We start from the raw sequence: 18,046 nt of genomic DNA on the forward strand, positions 1-18,046 counted from the left end.
CTATCGGTCGCCCTCGAGGGCCGCGCGTACCAGTTCCTCAAGTCCCATCGAGTCGAGTGCGTCGTCGGTGGTCGCCGTCGCAGGGCCGTCGGTCAGGTGCAGCAGCGCGTCCAGCACGCCGATCTCCCGCAGCCGGGCCATGGACAGCGACGCGAACAGCGCCCGGACCCGCGCCTCCTCCTCGTCCACGCCCGAGATCCCGGCCGTCTCCGGCACAAGCTGGGCGATCAGGTGACCGGCCAGGGCCTCTGGAGTCGGGTAGTCGAAGACGAGCGTGGGCGGCAGCTTCAGCGCCGTCGCCGCCGTGAGCCGGTTGCGCAGTTCGATCGCGCTGAGCGAGTCGAACCCGAGGTCCCGGAACGCCTGGTCGGCGCCGATCGCCCTGCGGGAAGAATGCCCGAGGACCATCGCGATCTGGTCGCGCAGCAGGTCGAGCAGCACGCCAGGCCGTTCGGCGTCGGGAAGACCGGTCAGCCTGTCCCGCAGCGCGGCCACCGGCTGCTCGTTCGCCGAGCCGTTCAGCTCGGTCAGCTCCCGGTAGCGCGGCAGCTCACGCAGCAACCGGCTGGGCCGGCCAGCCGTGTACGACCGGACGAACCTCTCGTGATCGATGTCGGCGACCACGCCGACCGGTTCGCCGCCCGCGACCAGGCCGCTCAGGGCGGAGACCGCCAGCGCGGGGTCCATCGGCCGCACACCCAGGCGCCGGGACGCCTCCTGCGCCGCGGCCACGTCCGCCATGCCGCCGCCGGCCCAGGCGCCCCACGCCACCGAGGTGGCCGCGAGCCCGCGCTCGCGCCGCCGCTCGGCCAGCGCGTCCAGCACCGCGTTGGCGGCGGCGTAGTTGCCCTGGCCCATACTGCCGAGCGTTCCGGAAGCGGACGAGAACAGCACGAACACCGGCAGATCCAGATCCTGGGTCAGCTCGTCCAGCACGACCGCCGAACCCACCTTGGCGCGGAACACCGTCTCGAACCGCTCGGGGGTCAGACCGTCCACCACGCCGTCGTCGACCACGCCCGCGGCGTGCACCACCGCGGTGAGCGGGAACTCCGCCGGAATGCCGTCCAGCACGGCGGCCAGCGCGCCCCGGTCGGCCGCGTCACAGGCGGCCACGGTCACCTGGGCTCCCAGCCCTGCCAGCTCGTCCCGCAACTCGGCGGCGCCGTCGGCGTCCATCCCCCGGCGGCTGACCAGCAGCAGGTGCTCGGCGCCGTTCCTGGCCAGCCAGCGGGCCAGGTGCCCGCCGAGCGCGCCGGTGCCACCGGTGATCAGTACAGTTCCCCGCGGCTCCCACTCGCCGGTCTGACCGGGCAGCGCCTGCACGAGCCGCCGGACGTAGGCGCCGGAAGGCCGGAGGGCGACCTGATCCTCCCCTGCCTCCCCGGACAGCACGCTCGCCAGCCGTCGCGCCGCGCCCCGCTCGACGCTGTCGGGCAGGTCGATCAGGCCGCCCCACCGCTGCGGCTGCTCCAGCGCGGCGACCCGGCCGAGGCCCCAGACGGCGGCCTGTGCGGGGCTGCGCAGAACATCGCCGGGACCGGCCGCGACCGCGCCCTGGGTGAGGCACCACAGCGGCGCGTCCACCCCGGCGTCGCCCAGTGCCTGGAGGAGGAGGGTCGTCAGGACGAGCCCCGTGGGCACTCCCGCGTCAGAAGAGGATTCCCGCAGAGCCAGCAGCGACACCACTCCGCTGTAGGCCGCGGCGTGTGCGCGCAGGCGCTCGGCCAGAGCGGCCCGGTCTTCGGGTGTGCCGGTGAGGGCGGGCAGCTCCAGGCGTACGACGTCCGCGCCCAGGGCGCCGATCGCGTCGACCGCCGCGTCCGTCCAGGCGTCCGCCGCCTGTTCCTCGGGAAGCACGACCAGCCAGGGGCCGCTCGCCGCGGTCCGGCCAGGCGTTTCCGCGCCGTCGCCGGCGAGGGGCTGCCAGGCGATCCGGTACCGCCAGCCGTCGGTGGCGGACCTCGGGCCCCCCTCGCCGTGCCGCGACGACAGCGCCGGCGCCGGCCAGAACCGCTCGTGCTGGAACGCGTACGTCGGCAGGTCCACGGGCCTGGCGCCGGTGCCGGCGAAGACGGCGGTCCAGTCCGGGCTCATCCCGTGCACGTGCAGCCGGGCGAGCGCGGTGACGACCGCCTCGTGCTCGTCGCGGTGCCTGCGCAGCAGGGGGGCCAGCTCGACCTCGGCCTCCGGGGGGAGGGTGTCGCCGGCCATCGCGGTCAGCGTGCCGTCGGGGCCGATCTCGACGTAGCGGGTCACCCCGGCCTCGTGCGCCGAGCGGATCCCGTCGGCGAACCGGATGGTCCTGCGCACGTGCTCCACCCAGTAGTCCGGCGAGCACAGCTCGTCCGTGGCGGGTGCGCCGGTCACGTTCGAGATCACGGGGATGCGCGGCGGCGCGTAGGCGAGCCGTTCGGCGACCGCCCGGAAGTCCGCCAGCATCGGGTCCATGAGCGGTGAATGGAACGCGTGCGAGACCCGCAGCCGCCGCGTCTTGCGTCCGCGCTCCTCCAGCGTGCCCGCCAGGTCGAGCACCGCGGACTCGACTCCCGCGATCACCACCGACTCCGGGCCGTTGACCGCGGCCAGGGAGACCTCGTGCTCGCGCCCGGCCAGGAGTTCCGCGACCTCGTCCTCGGCTGCCTGGACGGCGACCATCGCGCCACCGGCGGGGAGCCGCTGCATGAGCGTGGCCCGGGCCGCCACCAGCGCGCAGGCGTCTTCGAGTGACAGCACGCCCGCGAGGTGCGCCGCGGCCAGCTCGCCAACCGAGTGCCCGATCAGCACGTCCGGGGTGAGACGCCACGACTCGAGCAGGCGGAACAGGGCCACCTCGACCGCGAACAGCGCCGGCTGGGTCCAGCCGGTCTGGTCGAGCAGCCCGGCTTCGGGCGTGTCCGCCGAGGCGAACATGATCTCCCGCAGCGGCCGGTCCAGCCGCACGTCCAGATGTGCCAGCACGGCGTCGAGCGCGTCGGCGAAGACCGGGAACCGGTCGTAGAGTTCGCGGCCCATCCCGGCCCGCTGGGCGCCCTGGCCGGTGAACAGGAACGCCGTCTTGCCCGGTCGTCCTGCCCGGCCCTCGATCACGTGGGGCGCCGGGCTGCCGTCCGCGGCCGCGGTCAGGCCGTCCACCAGCTCCTCGCGGCTCCCGGCCAGTACGGCGAGCCGCTGCCGGAAGCTCGACCGGGTGGTGGCCAGGGAGAACGCGAGATCGGCCAGGCCGAGCTCGGGGTGCTCGGCGAGGTGGTCGAGCAGGCGTCGCGCCTGCGCCCGCACCGCGTCCGGGTTAGTGGCCGACAGCGGGACCGGCAGGAGGCCAGGGTCCGACGCCTCCGGTACGGCGGCCGGATCGGTGGGACCCGCCTCCTCGATGATCACATGGGAGTTCGTGCCGGTGGCTCCGAAGGACGAGATCCCGGCACGGCGCGGGCGTCCGGCGTCCGGCCACGGCCTGGCCTCGGTCAGCAGTTCCACCGCGCCGGCCGACCAGTCCACATGCGAGGACGGTTCGTCCACGTGCAGCGTCTTCGGCGCGACGCCGTGCCTGATCGCCATGACCATCTTGATCACTCCGGCGACGCCCGCCGCCGCCTGCGTGTGACCGATGTTGGACTTGACCGACCCGAGCAGCGCCGGCCGCTCGCGGTTCTGACCGTAGGTCTCCAGCAGGGCCTGGGCCTCGATCGGGTCGCCCAGCTTCGTACCCGTGCCGTGGGCCTCCAGCACGTCCACGTCCGAGGGGGCGAGACCGGCGGCGGCGAGGGCACGGTGGATCACCCTGCGCTGCGAGGGGCCGCTCGGCGCGGTGAACCCGTTGGACGCGCCGTCCTGGTTGACGGCGGAACCGCGCAGGATCGCGAGCACGCGATGGCCGTTGCGCCGGGCGTCCGACAGCCGTTCGACCACGAGCATGCCGACGCCCTCCGCCCAGCCCGTGCCGTCGGCGGCGTCGGAGAACGCCTTGCACCGGCCGTCCGGGGACAGCGCCCCCATCTCGCCGAACTCGACGAATCCCACCGGGGTGGACATCACGGTGACCCCGCCCGCCAGAGCCAGCGAGCACTCACCGGACCGCAGCGCCTGGGCGGCCAGATGCAACGCCACCAGCGAGGAGGAGCAGGCGGTGTCCACGGTCACCGCGGGCCCCACCAGGCCGAGGGCGTAGGACAGCCGGCCGGAGATCACGCTGGCCGCCTGAGCGGTCTGCGCGTGGCCCTGATGGTCGCGGGGCGGTTGGTAGTCGCCGCTGGTGGCGCCGACGTAGACGCCCACCTCGCCGCCCCGCAGGCCGGCCGGGTCGACACCGGCGCGTTCGAACGCCTCCCAGGCCGCCTCCAGGACCAGCCGCTGCTGGGGGTCCATCACCATCGCCTCACGGGGCGGGATGCCGAAGAAGCCCGGGTCGAAGTCGGCGACGTTGTAGAGGAACCCACCACCGGCGGCCGCGCTGCGGCCACGTCCGCCGGAGTCGCCGCCGGACAGGACGGCGAGATCCCAGTGCCGGTCCACGGGGAACGGGCCGATCGCGTCCACCCCGTCGCCGACCAGCCGCCACAGGTCCTCCGGCGAGCGGACGCCGCCCGGATACCGGCAGCTCATGCCGACGATGACGATCGGGTCGTCGGAGAGCACGGCCGGAACGGGCGCCCGCGTGCCCGCCCCGGTCTCCTCGCGCGGGCCCTGCTCCCCGAGCAGCTGTCCCACCAGGTGCTCGGCGAGTTCCTCCGGTGTCGGATGGTCGAAGACGAGCGTGGCCGGCAGGGTGAGCCCGGTCTCGGCCTTGAGCTGGTTGCGCAGGTCGACCGCGGTGAGCGAGTCGAACCCGAAGTCGCGGAAGGCCCGGTCGGCCTCGATCGCGCCGCCGTCCGCGTGCCCGAGAACGGCGGCCGCCTTGGTCGTCACCAGGTCGAGGACGAGCCCGGTTCGCTCGGCCGCCGGCAGCCCGAGCAGACGTTCCCGGAGCGCGGGTTCGCCGTCGCGGGCCTCGCCGTTCGCCGCCGCCCTCGCCTGCCGGGCCTGCGGCAGCTCGTCCAGCAGCGGTGTCGGCCGCAGCGCGAGGAAGGCCGGGGTGAACAGGTCCCATGCCACCTCGGCGACCGTCACCGCGCTCTCTCCGCTCGCGACGACCCGGCCCAGGGCGCTGAGCGCGAGCTCCGGCGCCAGGGCGGGCAGCCCGTTCAGCCGCAGGTGCAGGTCCATTCCGTTGGCGGTGATCACGCCGCTGTCCGCCCAGGCCGACCAGAACACGGCCGTCCCCGCCGCACCTCGCGCCCGGCGCGCCTCGACCAGCGCGTTCCTGACCTCCTCCGCGGCGGCCGCGACCGCACGGCCGGCGAGGCCCCAGACACCGGACAGCGAGCAGAACACGACGAACGCGTCCAGGTCCCAGTCCGTCAGCAGGCAGTTCAGGTTCGCCGCGCCCGCGACGTGCGCCGCGGCGGCCGCGGCCAGGTCCGCGGGCTCGGCTCCGTCCAGGAGGGCGGCGGCCGGCGGTTCGTCGGCGTACACGACCGCGTCCGGCGGGTACTCCACGAGCAGGGCGGACAGCGCCTCCCGATCCGCCAGGTCGCAGTGCCAGATCGTCACGCGGGGATCCGGGTCCGCGGACTCCGCCGGGCCGGGGCGCCCGGCCAGCACCACCCGCTCGGCGCCCGCGTCGGCCAGCCATCGGGCGATGCGCTCGCCGGAGATTCCCGTGTCCCCGGCGACCAGCACCGTGCCGCGTGGCCGCCACGACCGTCCGGCATCCTCTGCCGGGGCCTGGACGACCCGGCGACCGAACACTCCGGAGGCGCGCAGGGCGATCTCGCTCTCGCCGTCAGGTCCGCCGGCCAGCATCGCGGCCAGCCGGGCGACGGCCCGCCGGTCGATCGTCTCAGGCAGGTCGATCATGCCGCCCCAGCGCTGCGGATGCTCCAGCGCGGCCACCCGGCCAAGGCCCCAGACTGCGGCCTGACCCGGGTTCGGCGGCGAATCGGAGCGGCCCACGGACACCGCGCCTTGGGTGAGGCACCACAGCGGCGCGTGGACACCGGCGTCGCCCAGTGCCTGCACGAGGGCGGTCGTCAACGCCACCCCGGGCAGATCGGCTGTGTCCGTTCCCGCGAGCGCCAGCAGGGAGATCACGCCGGCCGGTGCCTGTCCGTCCGCTTCCGGCCCGAGCAGTTCGGCGAGCTGTGCGGCCAGCCTCGTGCGGTCGGCATGCGTGACCTCGAAACGCACCAGCGCATCGGGGCCCGGAAGGGCGTCGAGCACCTCAGCCCACTGCCCGTCCTCGAACCGACCGGCCGGGACGGCTACCAGCCACCTCCCGGACGGGCTGCCGGAGGGCAGGGCGGCCAGGGGCTTCCACGCCACCTGGTACCGCCAGGAGTCCACGAGCGTGCGCTCCCGGCGCGAGCGGCGCCAAGTCGACAGGGCGGGCACCACTGTCGAGAGCGAGTCCGCCTCCAGTTCCAGCGTGGCCGCCACAGACGCCAGGTCGGCACGCTCGATCGCGGCCCAGAACTCGGCGTCCACCGGGTCCTGCGCCAGGCCGGCCGGGGCGACGGCCTCCGGCCAGAACCGACGCCGCTGGAACGCGTACGTGGGCAGGTCGACCCGGCGTGCGCCGTATCCGGTGAAGAGGGATCCCCAGTCCACCGGCAGCCCGTGGACATGGAGCCGGGCCAGCGCGTCCACGACCGACTCCTCCTCGCCCCGGTCCTTCCGCAGCACCGGCACCACCAGCGTCCCGGCCTCGGAGCCGTCACCCGCGAGGCAGTACTGCGTCATCGCGGACAGCACGCCGTCCGGGCCGAGCTCGATGAACGTGCTCACTCCCTTACCGCGCAGGGTGCGTACGCAGTCGGCGAAGCGGACCGCCTCCCGGACGTGGTCGACCCAGTAGTCGGGTGAGCAGATCCGCTCGACGGCGGCCGGCTCGCCCGTCAGGTTGGAGACGATCGGGATGGCCGGCGGCGAGAACCGTAGCCCTCGGACGGCTTGCCGGAATTCCTCCAGCATGGGGTCCATCAGGGGGGAGTGGAATGCGTGGCTGACGGTCAGCCGGGTGGTCTTACGCTCGAGTGCCGCGAACCGGGTTGCGATCTCGGTGACCGCCCCCTCCGCGCCCGCGATCACGACGGCCGACGGCCCGTTGATCGCGGCGATCGACACCTCGTGCTCGCGCCCGGCGAGCGTCGGGCGTACCTCGTCCTCGGTGGCCTGGACGGAGAACATCGCGCCCCCGGCCGGTAGCGCCTGCATCAGGCGGCCCCGGGCGGCGACCAGGGTGCACGCGTCCGCCAGCGTCAGCACACCGGCGACGTGCGCCGCGGCGATCTCGCCGATCGAGTGCCCGGCCACCAGGTCGGGCCGCAGCCCCCACGACTCCGCCAGGCGGAACAGGGCCACCTCGATCGCGAACAGCGCGGGCTGCGTCCACTGCGTCTGGTCGATCAGCTCCGCCTCGGGCGAGCCCGGTTCGGCGAACAGGATCGTCCGCAGCGGGCGGTCCAGCTCGACGTCGAGCTGCGCGAGCACCGCGTCGAGCGCCTGCGCGAACACCGGGAACCGGTCATACAGCTCCCGGCCCATGCCGGGGCGCTGGGAGCCCTGACCGGTGAACAGCATCGCCGACCCGCCCACGACGGCGGCGGCCTCGCCCCGCGCGATCTCCGTCACTCCGTCGGCGCCGGCCAGCAGCACCGCGCGGTGCCGGAACATCGACCTGCTCGTCAGCGAGTAGCCGACATCCACCGGGTCGAGGTCGCGCGTGGCGGCCAGAACCTGCTCGACCTGGGCTCGCAGCGCCTCCTGGGTGCGGCCGGAGACGACCCACGGCACGACCCCGGACGGCTTGCGATGGCCATGCTCGTCGGACCGCTCTTCCGGGAGCGCCTGCTCGATGATGACGTGGGCGTTGGTGCCGCTGATCCCGAAGGCGGAGACGCCGGCCCGCAGCGGTCGGCCGTTCCGCGACCACTCCCGGGCCTCGGTCAGCGGCTCGACGGCCCCGGACGTCCAGTCCACATGCGAGGACGGCACCTCGACGTGCAACGTCCTGGGCAGCAGGCCGTGCCGCATGGCGAGCACCATCTTGATCACACCGGCGGCGCCCGCCGCCGCCTGCGTGTGGCCGAGGTTGGACTTGATCGACCCCAGCCACAGCGGGTGATCCCGCTCCTGGCCGTAGGTCGCGAGCAGGGCCTGGGCCTCGATCGGGTCGCCGAGCGCCGTACCGGTGCCGTGCGCCTCGACCGCGTCGACCTCGGCCGGTGACAGCCCCGCCGCGGCCAGGGCCTGACGGATCACCCGCTGCTGCGACGGGCCGTTCGGCGCGGTGAGGCCGTTGGACGCGCCGTCCTGGTTGATCGCCGACCCGCGTACGACGGCGAGGATCGGATGGCCGTTGTTCCTGGCGTCCGAGAGGCGTTCGAGCACGAGCATGCCGACCCCTTCGGACCAGCCCGTGCCGTCCGCCGTGTCGGAGAACGCCTTGCACCGCCCGTCGGGAGCCAGACCCCCCTGGACGCTGAACTCGACGAGCGAGTCCGGGCTCGACATCACCGACACGCCGCCCGCGAGCGCCAGCGAGCATTCGCCGCCGCGCAGGGCCAGGGTGGCCCAGTGCAGGGCGACCAGGGAGGACGAGCACGCGGTGTCGACGGTGATGGCGGGACCCTCAAGACCCAGCGTGTAGGACAGCCGCCCGGAGATGACACTCGCGGTGGTACCCGTGGCCACGTGGCCCCGCACATCCGCGTCCGATCCCTTGAGCACGGCGACGTAGTCCTGGCCGTTGGTGCCCACGAAGACTCCGGCGTCGCCGCCGCGCAGACCCGCGGGGTCGATGCCGGCCCGTTCGAGCGCCTCCCAGGACGCTTCGAGGACCAGACGCTGCTGCGGGTCCATCGCCAGCGCCTCGCGTGGTGAGATCCCGAAGAACTCGGCGTCGAACTCGGTCGCGTCGCTGAGGAACCCGCCCATGTTCGTGGACGACATCCCCCCGGCGAGCGCCTCCAGGTCCCATCCCCGGTCGTCGGGGAAGGAGGAGATGGCGTCCCCGCCGTCCGCCAGCAGCCGCCACAGATCCTCGGGGGAGCTCACCCCGCCGGGGAACCGGCAGCTCATGCCGACGATCACGATGGGATCGCCGTCGTCGGCCTGGGCCCGTACAACCGGGACCTGGGCGGCCGACCTCGTGCCGGACAGCTCGCCCAGCAGGAAGTCCGCCAGCACGCTCGGGGCGGGATAGTCGAACAGCAGCGTCGCGGGCAGGGTCAGCCCCGTCGCCGCCGCCAGCGCGTTGCGCAGCTCGACGGTGGTCAGCGAGTCGAAGCCCAGATCCCTGAACGGGCGGTCCGGCGCTACGCCGTCGGCGCCGGCGTGTCCAAGCACCTTGGCCACCATGCCGCGCAGCAGGTCCAGGACGGCCCGGCCCTGCTCGGCGGGGGACAGATCGGCCAGCCGCCGCCGGAACGCCGGCTCCGCCGTGCCGACGGGGTCCGCCCCGGTGCCCATGACCCCGGCGACCTCCGGCAGGTCGCTCACCAGCGGGTTGTTCCGGACCGCCGCGAAGGCGCCGACGAATCGGGACCAGTCGACGTCCGCGACGGTCAGCGTCGTGTCGCCGTGCTTCATCGCCCGCTTCAACGCGCGGATCGCCAGGTCCGGGGCCAGCATCCGCAGGCCGGCCCGGCGCAGCCGGTTCGCCACGACGTCGTCCACCGCCATGCCGGACCCGGCCCACGGCCCCCAGGCGATCGACGTCGCCGCGAGCCCTTTCGCCCGCCGGTGCTCCGCCAGCGCGTCGAGCATGGCGTTCGCGGCCGCGTAGTTGGCCTGCCCCGGTGAGCCGAAGGTGGCGGACGAGGACGAGAAAAGCACGAACGCCGACAGGTCCAGATGCTCGGTCAGCTCGTGCAGGTTGAGCGCGCCGACCGCCTTGGACCGCAGGACCGTGGAGAGGCGTTCCAGCGTCATGCCGTCCAGCACCCCGTCGTCGACCACGCCCGCCGCGTGGAAGACCGCGGTCAGGGGCAGATCCCCCGGGATCCCGGCGAGCATCGCGGCCACGGCGTCGCGGTCCGCGACGTCGCAGGCCACGACGCTGACCTGGGTGCCGAGGGTGGTCAGCTCGTCCCGCAGCTCGGCCGCGCCCGGCGCGTCCAGTCCGCGTCGGCCGACCAGCAGGACGTGCGCGGCACCGGCGCCGGCCGCCCAGCGGGCGACCTGCGCCCCTAGACCACCGGTGCCGCCCGTGATCAGTACGGTGCCTTCGCCGAACAGCTCGGCGTCTCCCTCGGCGAGGTCTCCGCCGAGCGGAGCGTGCACCAGGCGGCGGCCGAAGACCCCCGAGGGGCGTACGGCGAGCTGGTCCTCGCCCTTCAGGCCGGACAGCACGTCGACCAGGCGGGAGATCGTGACGGAGTCGAGGTCCTCGGGCAGGTCGACGAGCCCGCCCCACAGCCGCGGCTGCTCCAGCGCCACGGACCGGCCGAGACCCCACACGGCGGACTGCACCGGCCGGGACACCTGTTCCGAGCGCCCCACCGACACCGCGCCGCGGGTCACGCACCACAAGGGCGCTTCGATCTCGGCGTCGCCGAGTGCCTGCGCCAGCGTGACCGTCAGCGCCAGACCGCTGGGAACCCCTGGATGTTCTGCCAGGTCCCGCTCGTCCAGGGCCAGCAGCGACAGGATCCCGAGGGGCCGGGGTCCTGCGGAGCACAGCTCCCCCAGCCGCGCGGCCAGCGCCGCCCGATCGGGTTCGCCGACCTCGATCCGGTCGGCCTCCGCGCCCAGCGAGGTCAGCCACTCCTCACCCGCCAGCTCCGCCGGCACCACCACGAGCAACCGGGCATGCGGCGACGACGCGGTGTACGCGGGCCAGGGCAACGGCTTCCAGACGGACCGGTACCGCCAGCCGTCCACGGCATCGGAAGTCGCGGGTGTAGCAACCACCCTGGCGTCCGGCCAGAACCGCCGACGCTGGAAGGCGTACGTCGGCAGGTCGACCGCCTCGGCGCCGGTTCCGCCGAAGAACGCTCGCCAGTCCACCTCGACGCCACGGACGTGCAGCCGGGCCACCGCCGCCGTGACGGCCTGCTCCTCGGCCTGTTTCCGGCGCGCCACGGGGACCGTCTGGACGCCGGGGCGGTCGGTGAGACAGTCGGCGGCCATGGCCGTGAGCACGGCGTCGGGGCCCAGTTCGAGGAACGTGACGACGCCCTGCTCGGCCAGGCAGCGCACGCCGTCGCCGAAGCGGACCGGCCGCCGGATGTGCTCCACCCAGTAGTCCGGCGAGCAGAGCCGCTCCGCGGTCGCCGGCTCGCCGGTCACGTTCGACACGATCGGGATCTCCGGCGGCGCGTACGACAGGCCGCGCGCGACCCGGCGGAAGTCGTCGAGCATGGCGTCCATCCGCGGGGAATGGAAGGCATGGGAGACCTGCAGCCGTTTGGTCATGCGCCCTTCGGCCGTGAAGTGCGCGGCGATCTCCAGGACGGCGTCCTCCTCGCCGGACACGACCAGCGAGGCCGGGCTGTTGACCGCCGCGATCGACACCTGATCCTCGCGCCCGGCCAGCAGCGGGAGCACCTCCGCCTCGCCGGCCTGGACGGCGGCCATCGCCCCGCCCGTGGGCAGCGCCTGCATCAGCCGGGCGCGGGCGGCCACCAGGACGCAGGCGTCCGGCAGGGACAGCACGCCCGCGACATGCGCCGCGGCGATCTCCCCGACCGAATGCCCCATGAGGTGGCCGGGCCTGATGCCCCAGGACTCCAGCAGGCGGAACACGGCCACCTGGAAGGCGAACAGCGCCGGTTGGGTGTAGCCCGTCTCGTCCAGCAGGGCGGCGTCAGCCGTACCGGCCGGGGCGAACAGCACCTCCCGCAGCGGGCGGTCCAGGTGCGCGTCCAGGTGGGACAGCACCTCGTCGAGCGCGTCGGCGAAGGCCGGGAAGCGGCCGTACAGGTCGCGGCCCATCTCCGCGCGCTGGCCGCCCTGGCCGGTGAACATGTAGGCCAGGGAACCGCGGACGACGGCTCCCTGAACGCCGGTGCCTTCGGCCAGCGCCCGCAGGCCGTCGACGATCTCCTCGCGGTCCCGTCCGACCAGCGCCGCGCGTTCGTCGAGGTGCGACCGCGTGGTCGCCAGGGAGAACGCGACGTCCGTGAGGTGGAGCTCGGCGGACTCCGCGAGCAGGGACAGCAGCTGTTCCGCCTGGGCGCTCAGGGCCTGCGCGTCCTTGCCCGACACCAGCACGGGGACGACGACCGGCTCAGCCGACCGCACCCGTGCGGCCGCGGGCGGCGCCTCCTCCAGCACCGCGTGGGCGTTGGTGCCGCTGAGCCCGAACGAGGACACCGCGGCCCGGCGCGGGTGTCCGGCGCGCACCCATTCCCTCGACTCCGTGAGCAGCTCGATGGCGCCGGTGGACCAGTCCACGTGCGACGACGGCGTGTCCACGTGCAGCGTCTTGGGCAGCAGGCCGTGCCGCATGGCCATGACCATCTTGATCACTCCGGCCACGCCGGAGGCCATCTGGGCGTGCCCGATGTTGGACTTGACCGACCCCAGCAGCAGCGGGCGATGCCGCTCCTGGCCGTAGGTCGCGAGCAGCGCCCGCGCCTCGATCGGGTCCCCCAGCGCCGTGCCGGTCCCGTGTCCCTCCACGGCGTCGACCTCCGCCGGTGAGACCCCGGCGTTGGCCAGCGCCTGCCTGATCACTCGCTGCTGCGCCAGCCCGCTCGGCGCGGTCAGCCCGTTGGAGGCGCCGTCCTGGTTGATCGCCGACCCGCGGATGACCGCGAGGATCGGGTGCCCGTTGCGCTCGGCGTCGGACAGCCGCTCCACCAGCAGCAGGCCGACCCCCTCGGCCAGGCTCATCCCGTCCGCCGAATCGGAGTACGCCTTGCAGCGGCCGTCGGGGGCCATGGCCCGCTGCCGGCTGAACCCGATGAAGGCGTCGGGGGTGGACATCACGGTCACCCCACCGGCCAGCGCCAGCGAGCTCTCACCGTCGCGCAGCGACTGGCAGGCCAGGTGCAGCGCCACCAGCGACGACGAGCACGCCGTGTCCATCGTGACGGCCGGGCCCTCCAGCCCGAACAGGTACGACACCCGGCCGGACAGCACGCTCGGGACGGTGCCGGTGACCAGGTGGCCTTCCAGGCCGTCCCCCTGGCCGGCCATCGCCTGACCGTAGTCCTGGTAACTGGAGCCGATGAAGGTGCCGGTCACGCTGCCGCGCAGCGACGACGGGGCGATCCCGGCCCGCTCGACGGCTTCCCACGCCGTCTCCAGCACCAGCCGGTGCTGCGGATCCATCGCCAGCGCCTCGCGGGGCGAGATCCCGAAGAAGTCCGCGTCGAACTCCGCCGTGTCGTAGAGGAAGCCGCCCCGCGTGGAGTACGTCTTCCCGGTCCGGCTCGGGTCGGGGTCGTAGAGTCCTTCGGCATCCCAGCCGCGGTCGCCGGGGAACTCGGAGATCGCGTCCACTCCGTCGACCACGATCTGCCACAGCTGCTCCGGCGAGCGGACCCCGCCCGGGTAGCGGCAGGCCATCCCGATGATCGCGATCGGCTCGTCCGAGCCGGCCCGCGCCGGGCCGGCCACAGACGCCGGTTCGGCCCCGGCGATCTCAGCGCGCAGGAACTCCGCCAACGCCGCCAGGTTCGGGTGGTCGAACACCAGCGTGCTCGGCAGGGTCAGGCCCGTGGCGGCGACCAGCCGGTTGCGCAGGTCGACCGCGGTCACCGAGTCGAAACCCAGGTCACGGAAGGCACGCCGCTCGGCGAGGGCGTCGGCTGAGGCGTGCCCGAGCACGGTCGCCGCCTGGGCGCGCACCAGCTCCAGCAGCAGGCGGTCCCGCTCGGCCGCGGGCAGCCCGCGCAGCCGGGTGGCGAACTCCCCCGCGCCCGGGGCGCCGACCGACCGCTCGGCGGTCTCGGCCAGCCGCCGTACGGCGGGCACCTCGCTGAACAGCCGGCTCGGCCGTACGGAGGTGAAGACCGGGAAGTACCGCTCCCAGTCGATGTCGGCGATCGCCAGCACGGACTCCTGGCCGGTCAGCGCGTGCCGGAACCCTTCGAGTGCCAGGTCCGGCTCCATGAACACGAGACCGCTGCGCCGGATCTGCTCGGGATCGACCCGCCCGAGCTCGCGGTCGTCCGACCAGATGCCCCACGAGATCGAGGTGGCCGGCAGCCCGCGGGCGCGCCGGTTCTCCGCCAGCGCGCCGAGGAAGGCGTTGCCCGCGACGTACGCCGCGTGTCGCCCGCTGCCCCACATCCCCGCCGTCGAGGAGAACAGCACGAAGGCGTCGAGCTCGTCGTCCAGCAGTTCGTCCAGGTGGCGGGCGCCCATGACCTTGGCCCGCACCACCTCGGCGAACGCCTCGATGCCCGTGTCCTGCAGGGTGTGCAGCTGGATGGAGGCGGCGGCGTGCACCACCGTACGGACGGTGTGGCCCTCCGCCCGCAACCGGGCGAGCAGGGCGGCGAGCGAGTCGCGGTCGGACACGTCGCACGCCGCCACCGTGGCGGTCGTGCCGAGCTCGTTCAGCTCAGCCACCAGCTCGGCCGCGCCGGGGGCGTCCATGCCGCTGCGGCTGACCAGCACCAGGTGCTCGGCTCCCTGGGCCGCGATCCAGCGGGCCACGTGCGGGGCGAGCGTTCCGGTGCCTCCGGTCACCAGGGTGGTCCCGCGTGGCGTCCACCCGGCCATCGGCTCCCGGTCCGCCGGCGACGGCACCACCCGCCGGGTGAACACGCCGGAGGGCCGGATCGCCAGTTGATCCTCGCCACCGGCCCCGAGGACGCTCGCCAGGCGCCGCGCCGCGCGCTGGTCGAGCGTCCCGGGGAGGTCGATCAGGCCGCCCCACCGTCGAGGGTGCTCCAGTGCGGCCGTCCAGCCCACGCCGTGGACCTGTGCCTGGACGGGGTTGGTCACCTGATCGGACCGGCCGGTGGAGACCGCGCCGCGGGTGAGGCACCACAGCGGCGCGTCGATGTCCGCGTCGCCCAGGGCCTGGACGAGCGCGACGGTCAGCGCCAGGCCGGTGGCCAGCTCCGGGTGGCGTTCGGTGGGCTGTTCGGCCAGGGCCAGCAGGGACACCACACCGGAGACGTGCTCCTGCCGGCGCAGCACGCCGGTCAGCACAGCGCGATCCAGGCACGCCTCGTCGAGCACGACCCTGCGGACCTGTCCGCCGTGCGCGGTGAGCGCGTCGGCGACGTCCTCGTCCGCGACGCCCTCCGTGGTGACGAGCAGCCAGGTGCCCGACAGGGAGGCGGCGGCGAGATCGGTCACCGGTCGCCACACGACGCGGTAGCGCCAGGAGTCGACGGTGGACCGTGCCCGTTGCCTGCGACGCCAGGCGGACAGCGCGGGCACCACCTCGGCCAGCGTCGGTGTGTCCACGTCCAGTTCCGCGGCCAGCGAGTCCAGGTCCTCCTGTCCCACCGCCGCCCAGAACCGCTCGTCCGCCGGGTCCGTCGCGCCCGTCGGCGCCTCCGCGCGCTTTATCCAGAGCCGCTCACGCTGGAAGGCGTACGTCGGCAGCTCCACCGGGCGGGCGCCCGTGCCGTCGAAGGCGGCTCGCCAGTCGACCGGCACGCCGCGCACGAACACCTCCGCCAGGGAGGTCAGGAAGCGCTCCGCGCCGCCCTGGTCGCGGCGCAGCGTCCCGGCGATGACCGTGCTCCCACCGGCGTCCTCGGCCGTCTCCTGGATCGCGCCCGTCAGCACCGGGTGCGGGCTGACCTCGATGAACGCCCGGTGCCCCGTGTCCAGCAGGCGGCGCACGGCGGGTTCGAAGCGGACGGTCCGCCGCAGGTTGCGGTACCAGTAGTCCGCGTCCAGTTCCGTCCCGTCCAGCCAGTCCTCGGTCACCGTGGACAGGAACGGCACCTCGGCCCGCTGCGGCCGGATCGCCGACAGGGCCTGTGGCAGCTCGTTCTGGAGCGGCTCGACGTGGGCCGAGTGCGACGCGTAGTCGACCGCGACCCGCCGGGACCGCACGCCCTCCTCGGTCAGCCGCCGCGCCAGTTCGTCGAGCGCGCCGGGATCGCCGCCCACCACGACCGTACGCGGTCCGTTCACCGCCGCGATCGAGATCCGCTCGTCCCAGGGGCGCAGCCGCTCCTCGACGTCCGACACCGGCAGCGAGATCGACATCATCCCGCCGGCGCCGGCCAGCCGCCGCGCGATGGCCTGGCTGCGCACCGCCACCACTCGGGCGGCGTCGTCCAGCGACAGCGCGCCCGCCACGCAGGCGGCGGCGATCTCGCCCTGGGAATGCCCGATCACCGCGTCGGGCTCGACCCCGTGCGCACGCCACATCGCCGCCAGCGAGACCATCACCGCGAACGACACCGGCTGCACGACGTCCACCCGGTCCAGCGACGGCGCGCCCTCCGCCTGGCGCAGCACGTCCAGCAGCGACCACTCGACGTACCGGCTCAGGGCCAGTCCGCACTCGGCGACGCACTCGGCGAACACCGGGGACTGCTCAAGCAGCCGGGCGCCCATACCCGCCCACTGCGCGCCCTGCCCAGGGAACACGAAGACCGTTCTGCCCTCGACATCCGCCGTGCCCTGGACCACGCCCGGCGCCGGCTCGCCTGCGGCCACGGCCTGGACGGCGGCGCGGAGCGCGTCGCCGTCATCGCCCACCGCGACCGCGCGGTGCTCGAACACCGATCTCGACGTCACCAGTGAGAAGCCCACATCGACCGGGTTCAGCACGCCGTGGTCGGCCAGCCGCCGCGCCTGCGCGCGCAGCGCCTCCGCCGTCCGGGCCGACACCACCCACGGCACCGTCCCGGGAGTGGCGGCATCGGCGTCGGCCGGTTCCGCCGTGGCCGGCGCCTGTTCCAGGATCGTGTGGGCGTTGGTGCCGCTGATCCCGAAGGAGGACACGGCGGCCCGGCGCGGCCGTCCGGTCTCCGGCCACGGCGTGGCCTCGGTGAGCAGTTCGACCGCGCCCGCCGTCCAGTCCACGTGCGCCGACGGCGTGCCCACCCCCAACGTCTTCGGCAGCAGGCCGTGCCGCAGGGCCATGACCATCTTGATGACGCTCGCCACGCCCGCCGCGGACTGGGTGTGGCCGATGTTCGACTTGATCGACCCGAGCAGGAGCGGGTGCTCCCGGCCCTGCCCGTACGTGGCGAGTAGGGCCTGGGCCTCGATGGGGTCGCCCAGGGCCGTACCCGTGCCGTGCGCGTCGATCGCGTCGACCTCGGACGGGGACAGCCGCGCGCTTGCCAGGGCGTGCTGGATCACCCGCTGCTGGGAGGGGCCGTTGGGCGCGGTCAGCCCGTTGGACGCGCCGTCCTGGTTCATCGCGGAACCGCGCACCACCGCGAGGATCGGGTGGCCGTTGCGCCGCGCGTCGGACAGCCGCTCCACCAGGAGCAGGCCGACGCCTTCCGCCAGGCTCATCCCGTCGGCGGCGTCGGAGAACGCCTTGCACCGGCCGTCGGCGGCCAGCGCCCGCTGGCGGCTGAAAGCCACGAAGGCGGCCGGGGTGGTCATCACCGTCGCACCGCCCGCCAGGGCGAGGGAGCTCTCACCGTTGCGCAGCGACTGGCAGGCCAGGTGCAGCGCCACCAGCGACGACGAGCACGCCGTGTCGACCGTGACCGCGGGCCCTTCCAGGCCGAGTACGTACGACAACCGGCCGGACAGGATGCTCGGGCTGGAGCCGGTGACCTGGTGTCCCTCGGCGTCGGCGGCGGCCGAGCCGTACTCCTGGTAGCTGGAGCCGATGAACGTGCCGGTCGTGCTGCCGTGCAGCGACGAGGGGGCGATCCCGGCCCGCTCGATGGCCTCCCACGCGGTCTCCAGCAGCAGCCGCTGCTGCGGGTCCATGGTCAGCGCCTCGCGTGGTGAGATCCCGAAGAATCCGGGGTCGAAGTCGCCGGCGTCGTGCAGGAACCCCCCTTCGACGGAGTACGTCGTGCCGGAGTGATCGGGGTCGGGGTCGTAGAGCCCTGCCGTGTCCCAGCCCCGGTCGGCGGGGAATCCGGAGATCGCGTCGACCTCGCCGGTCACC

At 74.1% G+C, this 18,046-nt stretch carries 1 protein-coding gene (only partly in view); it reads right to left on the bottom strand.

The genetic code is table 11. The features are described from left to right. Positions 1 to 18,046 carry the 3' portion of a type I polyketide synthase gene (locus tag KIP79_RS09210; protein WP_214104281.1) on the bottom strand. The gene runs 9,959 nt beyond the window's last position, so the window shows 18,046 of its 28,005 coding nt (coding positions 9,960–28,005); the start codon falls outside the window, past its right edge; it ends in the stop codon at positions 1 to 3.

Source organism: Acrocarpospora catenulata (assembly GCF_018476525.1).
GTDB classification, from domain to species: Bacteria; Actinomycetota; Actinomycetes; order Streptosporangiales; family Streptosporangiaceae; genus Acrocarpospora; species Acrocarpospora catenulata.